4 protein-coding genes are annotated in these 10247 nt (G+C 39.9%); all 4 read right to left on the bottom strand.

Features of this window, described 5'->3' with window-relative positions; all coding sequences use genetic code 11:
- On the bottom strand, nt 1-1991 hold a 1991-nt coding region (locus FEDK69T_RS02520; RefSeq protein ID WP_155959275.1), incomplete at its 3' end, for an HYR-like domain-containing protein.
- Nucleotides 1992-2530: 539 nt separating this feature from the next.
- Nucleotides 2531-4471: an OmpA family protein gene (locus tag FEDK69T_RS02515; RefSeq protein ID WP_023572572.1), complete on the bottom strand. Its 1941-nt coding sequence runs from the start codon at nt 4469-4471 to the stop codon at nt 2531-2533.
- Between the two features lie 11 nt (nt 4472-4482).
- Entirely contained in the window at nt 4483-5391 is a 909-nt protein-coding gene (locus FEDK69T_RS02510) for a PorP/SprF family type IX secretion system membrane protein (RefSeq protein WP_035656281.1), read from the bottom strand.
- A 49-nt stretch (nt 5392-5440) separates the two neighbouring features.
- The gene (locus FEDK69T_RS02505) at nt 5441-10003 is read right to left on the bottom strand and encodes an HYR-like domain-containing protein (RefSeq protein WP_162147234.1); all 4563 of its coding nucleotides are present in this window, start codon (nt 10001-10003) and stop codon (nt 5441-5443) included.
- Nucleotides 10004-10247 lie beyond the last annotated feature (244 nt).

Genomic DNA, 10247 nt, shown 5'->3' with positions numbered 1-10247 from the left:
TCAAGTGCTGTCCATGTTCTGGTAACGGAATAAGAACCTGCACATTGTCCAGGGGTTGTCACATCGTTGAATGTTAGCGTGAAAGCAGAACCGCAATTGTCAGTTGCCGTAGCTTGTGCAAATTGAGGTGTTGCCGGACAGTTAATGGTTGATACCGATGGTAAAGCTGCAATCACCGGAGCAGTTACATCCTGAACATTTATGGTTTGTGTTTTAGTAGATGAATTCCCGCAGGCATCAGTGGCTGTCCATGTTCTTGTAACAGAGTATGCTCCTGCACATTGTCCAGGAGTAGTAACATCGTTAAAGGTTAGTGTAAATGCAGATCCGCAAGCGTCAGTAGCTGTAGCTTCCGCAAATTGAGGTGTTGCCGGACAGTTAATGGTCGATGTAGCCGGAAGTGCGGCAATCACCGGAGCTGTTGCATCCTGAACATTAATAATTTGTGTTGCTGTAGATACATTTCCACAAGTATCAGTAGCTGTCCATGTTCTTGTAACAGAGTATGCCCCAGCACATTGTCCAGGTGTAGTCACATCGTTATGAGTAAGAGTAAAACCAGAACCACAATTGTCAGTAGCCGTAGCTTGTTCAAATTGAGGAGCTGCAGGACAATTTATAGTTGAAACTGCTGGTAATGTCGCAATTACCGGTGGAGTGGTATCGTCAATAGTAATAATTTGTGTATCTGAGCCTGGATTTCCACATACATCAGATAGTCTAAATGTTCTGGTAACTATAGTTGGGCAACTTCCTGAAGCAACATCTTGATAAGTTATTGTGCTTATTGATGATGCATCAATATAACTTCCTGTAGCTGCAGTAAATTGAGCCAAAGTTATTGTTGCAGGTGTTGTTGAATAAGGTAAAAGGCCCTGTGTTGCTATCGAACCTGTACCACATCCTTCGATTGATAAATCATTTGGAGCTGTTATCACCGGATTTGATGTATCACCATTTCCAATTATAAATGATTGACTTTTGGTACATCCAAAAGCATCAGTTACGGTAAGGGTATATGTTCCGGGAGCTAATCCTGAAATATCTTGTGTGGTTTGCCCATTGCTCCATGAATAGGTATAAGGAGGAGTTCCTCCTGAGACTGTAGCGTCAATGGCGCCATTATTCTGATTTGCACAACTTGAAGAAGTTACTTGACCTGTAATGGTTATCGGAGCAGGAGGAGTAATGACTTGCGTATAGGTACTAACGAGATGGATTGGAAGATTTGAATCCGTTACCGTTAAGGTGACAGTATAAGGACCTCCAGGATATGGAAAATTATGGGTTGGATTTTGTTGTGTTGATATTGGAGAACCATCACCAAAATTCCATGAATAAGTATAAGGAGTAATACCTCCTGAAGTTAAGTCTTGGAATACTACAGCTGATTGATTTCCGTTCGTACATAACGTGTATGAGTATTCTACTGCTAATGGTGCAGCAACAATCATACAGTCGCCAAATTCACATTGTGATTTACTGTAAGTATTACAATTGTATGAGCTGAATTCCGGGGCGCTATCACTACCACTCGTTTGCCAAACGGCTAAAATTCGACATAATTTCAACTCTTGTCCGCATGTCCATGTAAAGGGGCCATAAATTTGACGTTGTCCGGAACCAGGTATCACTGTTCCAAGATAGGCGTTAATAGGAATTATAGTTCCATCAATAGACAAGTCAGCAAAAATTCTGGTTTGCGAAATGTTGCTGCTTGAGTTAGAGGTGTAATTCAGCATAACATACATTTGCTGAGTACTTCCAGGTGTACACGTTGTATTTGATAACGGCGCTCCATTAACGTTTGTAAGGCTTAGAAAAACCTGATTTAACGTATAATTATTTGAATTACAACCAAAGTAGCCTTGATAATAATTCGGGGGCGTACCGCATAAACGTAAGTCTGGTTTTTGAGGCGTAAACTGAGAAAAAGCAATATTAATTCCCATCAGGAAAAATAACAGTAATGTGGTATTTTTTGGTTTCATGGACACTTGTTTTCTAATTAAATCCAGTAAATCGGTAATATAAAAACACACTAATTTTGGAAGTCAGAAGGGGAATTCGCGACGCAAATGAGCATACGAATGCTTCTGACGTCCAAAATTTACACATCAATAGAAATTTGCTGGAAAAGTGAAGGCACGAATATGCTCCTATTCTTTCGATAAGAACAGTATACAAGTTGAGTGAAGGGTATTATAAATCTCGGTGTGGTATTAAGATTTACAACGACCCATTAATTTCAAACAAAATGTAATTCGATAATTTGTCAAGGCTAAAGTATTTAATAAAAATCTTGATTCAATATTATCAGGATGCATTTTCGACTAAAGTGGGTGTTTTATCCGTGAATTAACATTTATTTGATAATCAAAAACTTGTTTTTTTTTGATTCTCACAAAGTATGATATATTGATACAATATTTTCAGACGGAATTATTTCGGTAGAATATTTCCTAAAATGAAAAAGCATTCACCGAAGTGAATGCTTTTTTAATTAAACGAATTGTAAAAAAGAATGAAATTAATCTAAACTAATGACGATGAACTCACTTCGTCTGTTTTTCTGATGTTCTTCTTCAGAGCATTTTACGCCGTTAGAACAACCATTTATTAATTGAGTTTCTCCGTATCCTTTTGCAGTTAATCTGCTTCGATCGATACCATTTTTAACCATATATTCTAAGGTTGATTTTGCTCTTCTGTCTGATAGTTTCTCATTGTATTTATGCGATTGACGACTGTCAGTGTGAGAACGGATATCCACTTTCATATTTGGATATTTTTCCATTACAGCTATAACTTTTTGTAAATCGGCAGCGGCATCTTCGCGGATATCCGATTTGTCCAAATCAAAATAAATAATACTCACATCCAGGATTTTGCCAAGGTCAACTCCGGGAACCAATGGAACCATTTTTTTCTCAAGCGAAATATCTGCTTTCGTTTCTCCGGAAGCCAATGGAACCGTAACCGGAATTTCTTTAGTTTCATAATCCTGATGTTCACCCCTTATATAGTATTTTTTATCACATTCGATATTTTTATCAAAGACAAAATCTCCCTTTTCATTTGCATCAACGGTTTCAATCAACGTCATATTGGCATCAAAGAGAGACATTTTTGCGCCCGGTATATGTACCAGTGACAGCATATCGGAAACAGATCCTTTTAGTATCTGCACGCAAACATTTTCCTTGAATTTGTAAATATCATCAGAACCCTTGCCGCCTTCTCTGTTTGAAGTAAAGTAACCAACATGGGTTTTGGTGTTTACAATATAGCTGAAATCGTCTTTAGGACTGTTTACTGGCGCTCCGACATTTTTAATCGATGTGAATGATCCGTCTTTATTCATTTTTGCTTCAAATACATCAAGACCTCCAATTCCTATATGATCATCGGATGAAAAATACAATACGTTTTGATCTGTAATGTAAGGGAATGTTTCTCGTAAAGGAGAATTAATGGTAGTTCCTAAATTTTCAGGGGCTCCAAAAGATCCGTCTTCATTGATGGCTACCCTGAAAATGTCTGAATCACCGATACTTCCAGGCATATCTGACGAAAAGTACAATGTTTTTCCGTCCGGACTCAAAGCAGGGTGGGCCACACTGTAACTATCGTTGTTAAACGGAAGTTCTTTTACATCCTGCCACTTTCCGTCTTTTAAAGTGGCTTTAAAGATTTTAAGCTTCGTTACTTTGTCGCTGCTTTTACCTTTTTTACCATCAAAATAATTGTTTCTGGTAAAATAAACGGTATTGCCGTCTTTTGAAAAAACTGGAGTCGCTTCGTGGAATTTTGAGTCTAAATCTTTTGAAAATTCCTGAGGGTCACTTAATTTTCCGTCTTCTGCAGCTTTTGCTGTGAAAAGGCGTGTGAAGTATTGTCCGGTCCAACTGTGTTTTTTCTGAAACACATCCTTGCTTTTTCGTGCTGAAGTAAAAATAATGTCGGTTCCTTTAAATACTGAGCCGTAATCAGAATATTCACTATTGATATCGCCCGCATTTTCAACTTTATATCTGTCAGAATCTTTTCGTAGCTGAGCAAGATAATCCTTGTTTTTCAGTAATTCCTCTCCCGAAGGATTATTGGTTTTCTGATAAAACATAGTTAGATATTGGTCTGCTTTTTCATAATTTCCGACAGATTTCAGTGATTGTGCATATCTGAAATAATATTCTGGAGCAACATTAGCGGCTTCAGGCATTGCAAACAATTGGGAATACCATTTTTCGGCTTTATCATATTCACCGTTGAAGTAATAGGCATTCCCGAGTTTCTCAAATAAATTTACGGATTTATGCCCCTTTTCGGCGACTTTTTCATATACTTCAATTGCATCTACATAGGCGTAATTGTTGTATCTCTTGTCGGCTTTTGCTTCTTTCCCGAATTGAGAATATATATTATTACCAATACTGAAAATGGCAATTATAAGTAATGTTTTGATTTTCATAACTGTTCAATTTAGAAGAAACGAGGAGTTAACATTTTAGAATTATTGAACAATTCCCATCTCAGGAAGATCTCGTGGGACCCGTCATTATAATTCTTTAAATCAGTAGTTTCCATATCATACGCATATCCTATGAAGAGAGAGTTTGATATTTGAAATCCGGCCATTGCACTCCAGGCAGAATCCCATCGGTAGGCAGCTCCCAGAGTTAGTTTGTCATAGATCAAAAAGTTTAAAGAAGCATCGCCTTGCAGCGGAGCTCCTTCCGCTGCTTTCATAAGTACTGAAGGTTTGATTTTCAAGTTGCTTCCAACATCAAAAACATAACCTGTTATGAAATAGTAGTGCATTTTTTCCTTTGTAATCGAAACTGAGTTGTCTTTGTAATGATTGGTTTCGAAAAAGTTAGGAACTGATAAACCAGCATAGAATTTGTCTGAGTACAGATATACTCCTGCACCGACATTCGGGCTGAAATCGTTGTCCAGGTTTTGAAATCTGGGATCATCCGGATTTTGGATAGTCAGCTTATTTACATCCAGATTGAAAAGATTTGCTGTTCCTTTTAATCCGAATGCCAGTTTGTAATTCTCAGACATTTGGATAAAGTATGACAAGTCTGCAGATATATTAGTTTCAGTTGCAGGTCCGATTTTATCATTAACAACGGACAATCCAATCCCAAAACTTGAGTCACTAATGGGTGAATTTACAGAGAACGCAGCAGTTGTAGGCGCCCCGTCCAAACCAACCCATTGGGCTCTGTATAAGCCAAAGATGCTTAGAACCTCTCGCGAACCGGCATATGCAGGATTTATGGTAATAGTATTATACATGTATTGTGTATACTGTGAGTCTTGTTGAGCGTACCCCATCATACCTATTAATCCCAAAACGAGTGTTATTAATTTTGTCTTCATGTTCACTAATTTAAATTAATTTGGTAAATAATTAATAGAAGTATGAGAATTATCTGCTTAAATATAAATATCCAGATTTATCGTTCCATTGCCCGGACTCATTGTCTTTGTATTTCATGATGTAAAAATAGGTCCCGCCAGGTAGTAACTCACCTTTGTTAAGGGTAGCTCTTCCTTCAGATTTTCCGTCAAAAACAGCTGTTGTATTGTTATAACCGCTTTTTTCGAATACCAGAATTCCCCATCTGTTGTATATCTGAAGATTGTTTTCAGGGTAACATTCTAATCCGTCGATAATTAGGTAATCGTTTTCACCATCATTATTTGGAGAGAATCCATTGTTCACGGTAATAGTACACGCAGCCAATACTCCGCAATCATCAACCACATGAACGTAAAATTCTAATTTTCTAGGACATGGTGATTGTGCTGTTGTAAGGATGTATTGGAGTGTATAATAACCGGTTTGCAGCTGAGTTACATCAATTGTGTTATTGGCATGGTTAATAAGAGCATCAAGTATATTTACACCAACCCATTGACCTCCAGATTCGGTTCCTAGCGGAAGAAGTGACATCAAATTGAATGTGGCATATGCACTGTCATTGTTACACAAATCCGGATTATCAGCACTAAAAGTGTCGCCAACAGTAACATGTACAGTTTGTGAAACCACAGTTTGATTACCACAAATATCGGTCACAGTCCAAGTTCTGATTATGTCATAACTACCTTCAATCTCTGAATTAGGATCCACGTGTTCTTCAAATACAACTGTAACTTCTCCTCCGCAGCTATCTGAAAATTCAAGTTCAGGAGCAGCTGGAATGCTAGAACATGGTGCTGTTACCACTTCACTAAGATTGGTCACTAGTGCCGGTGGAGTTTCATCAAAAACAGTTATTATTTGAGACATAGTAGATGTGTTTTGGCACACATCGGTAAATGTCCATGTTCTGGTAACTACAAATGAATTAGGGCAGCCTCCCGGAACTGTAGTATCTACACTATTTACAGTTATATTACCAGTGCAATTGTCTACAGCTGTCAATGAAAGTGGTGCCGGAACTTCAGATAAGCAGGATACGGTTAAGTCGGCCGGTACTTCCGGTAAAGCAGGAGGAGTTTGGTCTGATACAGTAATTGTTTGCGATAATGACGCTGAATTTCCACAAGGATCCGCAAATGTCCACGTACGAGTAATGATGTACGAGTTCGGACAACTTCCTGGTGCAGTCGTGTCAACTCCCTCTACTGAAATTTGCCCTGCGCAAGTATCACTAGCGGTTAATGAAATCATTGGGGGAACTTCTCCTGCACATGAAACGGTAATGCTTGCCGGTGCAGTTGGTAAAACAGGATTAGATGAGTCTCTTACATTAATGGTCTGATTTACGGATGAAGTATTTCCACAAGCATCAACAAAAGTCCATGTTCTGGTTACGGTAAAACTGCTTGTGCAGCTTCCTGCTGTAATGGCATCAGTCCCAACCATGGTTATCGGTCCGGTACAGGCATCGTTGGCAGTTAATGAAATCATAGGCGGAATATCGCCGCTGCAGGAAACTGTTACATCAGCAGGTGCCTGTGGAACGGCAGGAGGTGCTACATCCTGAACATTTATCGTTTGTGAAGCAGTAGATGAATTTCCGCAAGCATCAGCAGCTGTCCATGTTCTGATCACTGAGTAAGAACCTGCACATTGCCCTGGAGTAGTTACATCGCTGAATGTCAGTGTGAAAGCAGAACCGCAATTGTCAGTTGCTGTAGCCTGTGCAAATTGGGGAACAGCTGAACAGTTAATAGTTGTTGGAGCTGGTAAAGCCGCAATTACCGGTGCAGTTATATCCTGAACAGTGATTGTTTGCGATATTGAAGCTGAATTTCCGCAAGGATCAACAAATGTCCATCTACGAGTGATAATGTAGGAGCTCGGACAACTTCCAGGTGCAGTCATATCAACTCCCGTTACTGTAATTTGTCCTGCGCAAGTATCACTTGCTGTTAATGAAATCATAGGAGGTACTTCTCCCGCACAGGAAACGGTAATGTTTGCAGGTGGAGTTGGTAAAACAGGATTAGATGTGTCTCTTACATTAATGGTCTGATTTACGGATGAAGTGTTTCCACAAGCATCAACAAATGTCCATGTTCTGGTTACGGTAAAACTGCTTGAGCAGCTTCCCGCTGTAACGGCATCAGTCCCAGCCACGGTTATCGGTCCGCTGCAGGCATCATTGGCGGTTAATGATATCATTGGCGGAATATCACCACTACAAGAAACAGTCACGTTTGCAGGGGCTTGCGGAACAACCGGTGCAGTTATGTCCCGAACAGTGATTGTTTGCGATATTGACGATGAATTTCCGCAAGGATCCGCAAATGTCCATCTACGAGTAATGACATAGGAATTCGGACAATTTCCTGGTGCAGTCGTATCAACTCCTGTAGCTGTAATTTGTCCTGCACATGTGTCACTCGCAGTTAATGAAATCATAGGAGGCACTTCTGCTCCGCATGAAACGGTAATGTTTGCAGGTGGAGTTGGTAAAACAGGATTAGATGTGTCTCTTACATTAATGGTCTGATTTACGGATGAAGTGTTTCCGCAAGCATCAACAAAAGTCCATGTTCTGGTTACGGTAAAGTTACTTGAGCAACTTCCCGCTGAAACGGAATCAATCCCCGTAACGGTTATCGGTCCACTGCAGGCATCATTGGCGGTTAATGATATCATTGGTGGAATATCACCACTACAAGAAACAGTAACGTTTGCAGGAGCTTGAGGCACAACTGGCGCAGTTACGTCCCGAACATTAATGGTTTGTGATCTTGTGGATGAACGTCCACAGGCATCTGTAGCTGTCCATGTTCTGGTAACTGAATAAGATCCTGCACATTGTCCCGGAGTTGTCACATCATTAAATGTCAGTGTAAATGCAGATCCACAAGCATCGTTAGCGGTAGCTGTTGCAAATTGAGGAACTGCAGGACAGTTAATGGTAGATGTGGCTGGAAGCGCTGCAATTACCGGCGCGGTCACATCCTGAACATTTATGGTCTGTGATTTTGTAGATGAGTTTCCGCAGGCATCTGTAGCGATCCATGTTCTGGTTACAGAATAAGAGCCGGCACATTGTCCCTGCGTAGTCGCATCACTATGAGTAAGCGTAAAACCAGGACCACAATTGTCTGTAACCGAGGCTTGCGCAAATTGCGGAACTGCAGGACAATTTATGGTTGAAGGTGTCGGTAAAGTTGCGATTACTGGTGCTGTCGTGTCGTTGATGGTAAAAATCTGTGTATCGGAACCCACATTGCCACAAGAATCAGTTAATCGAAATGTTCTTGTAACTATAGTTGGGCAGCTTCCCGAAACAACATCCTGATAACTAATTGTAGCTATAGGTGATTGATCAGTATAAGTTCCCCCTGCTGCGGTAAACTGGGCAAGGGTTATTGTAAGAGGTGTTCCTGAAAAATCTAATCGGCCTTGTGATCCGATAGAAGATGGACCGCATCCTTCAATAGATAAATCATTTGGAGCTGTTATCACTGGGTTTAATGCATCCCCATTTCCAATCGTAAATGATCGGGTCTTAGTACATCCAAAAGCATCTGTTACCGTAACTGAATAGGTTCCAGAAGACAAACCGGAAATGTCCTGTGTTGTTTGTCCGCCGTTCCATGAATAGGAATAGGGTGGTGTACCTCCACTAACAGAGACATCAATAGATCCATTGTTCTGATTCGCACAACTCACGGCAGTTGCAATCCCAGATATTGTACACGGTCCCGGGATAGTAACGATCTGTGTTTGCGAGCCGACTAAATTGGTTGGTAGATTAGAGTCGGTGACCGTTAATGTAACAGTATAAGGTCCTCCCGGATAAGCAAAAGCATGAGTTGGATTTTCCTGCGTGGAAGTAGTACCGTCGCCAAAATTCCATAAATAGCTATAAGGAGCAATACCACCGCTGGTTTCATTGTTAAATGGTACAGTTACAGTGGATTGATTTCCCGGATTACAAACGGTGTAGTTGTATTCAACCGCCAAAGGTGCCGCCACAAGCATACAGTTTGAAAATTCACATTGTGATCTGCTATAGGTACCACAACTGTAGGAACTGAATTCAGGATCATTAACAGCACCATTTGTTTGCCAAACTACTAAAATGCGGCATAATCTCAATTCCTGTCCACAAGTCCAGGTGAAGGGGCCGTAAATTTGACGTTGTCCTGAACCAGGTGTCACTGTTCCAAGATAGGCGTTAATAGGAATCACAGTTCCATCTATAGATAAGTCAGCAAAAATTCTGGTTTGCGAAATGTTACTGCTTGAGTTAGAGGTGTAATTCAACATAACATACATCTGCTGGCTGGTCCCCGGTGTACAGGTTGTGTTCGATAATGGAACTCCATTAAGATTGGTAAGACTCACAAAAACTTGATCCAACGTATAATTATTAGAAGTACAATTAAAGTAATCTTCATAGTAATTGGGAGCAGAGCCACATAAACGTAAGTCTGGTTTTTGAGGCGTAAACTGTGAGAAAACGTTATTAATTCCCATCAGGAAGAATAACACTAATAAGGTAATTTTTGGTTTCATGGACATTACTTTATAGATTAAAATCCAATAAATCGTTAACATAAAAAACATACTAATTTTAGAGGCAGAGATTTTATTTGCATTACAAAAAAGTATGCAAACAGAATTCTGCACCAAAATTTACACGACAATAAAAATTTGTTGGAAAAGTGAAGACACAAGTACGTTCCTATTGTGTAATAAGAATCGCATACAAGATGCGTGAAGGGTTATTTTAAATCTTGATGTGGTATAAAGATTTACA

It is taken from the genome of Flavobacterium enshiense DK69, assembly GCF_000498495.1.
Taxonomy (GTDB): Bacteria; Bacteroidota; Bacteroidia; order Flavobacteriales; family Flavobacteriaceae; genus Flavobacterium; species Flavobacterium enshiense.
This window is presented reverse-complemented; position numbering and strand designations above follow the sequence as displayed.

Coding starts and splice junctions, on each gene's coding strand:
- FEDK69T_RS02515 (WP_023572572.1), bottom strand. CDS start 4,471: ATGAAAATCAAAACATTACTTATAATTGCCATTTTCAGTATTGGTAAT.
- FEDK69T_RS02510 (WP_035656281.1), bottom strand. CDS start 5,391: ATGAAGACAAAATTAATAACACTCGTTTTGGGATTAATAGGTATGATG.
- FEDK69T_RS02505 (WP_162147234.1), bottom strand. CDS start 10,003: ATGAAACCAAAAATTACCTTATTAGTGTTATTCTTCCTGATGGGAATT.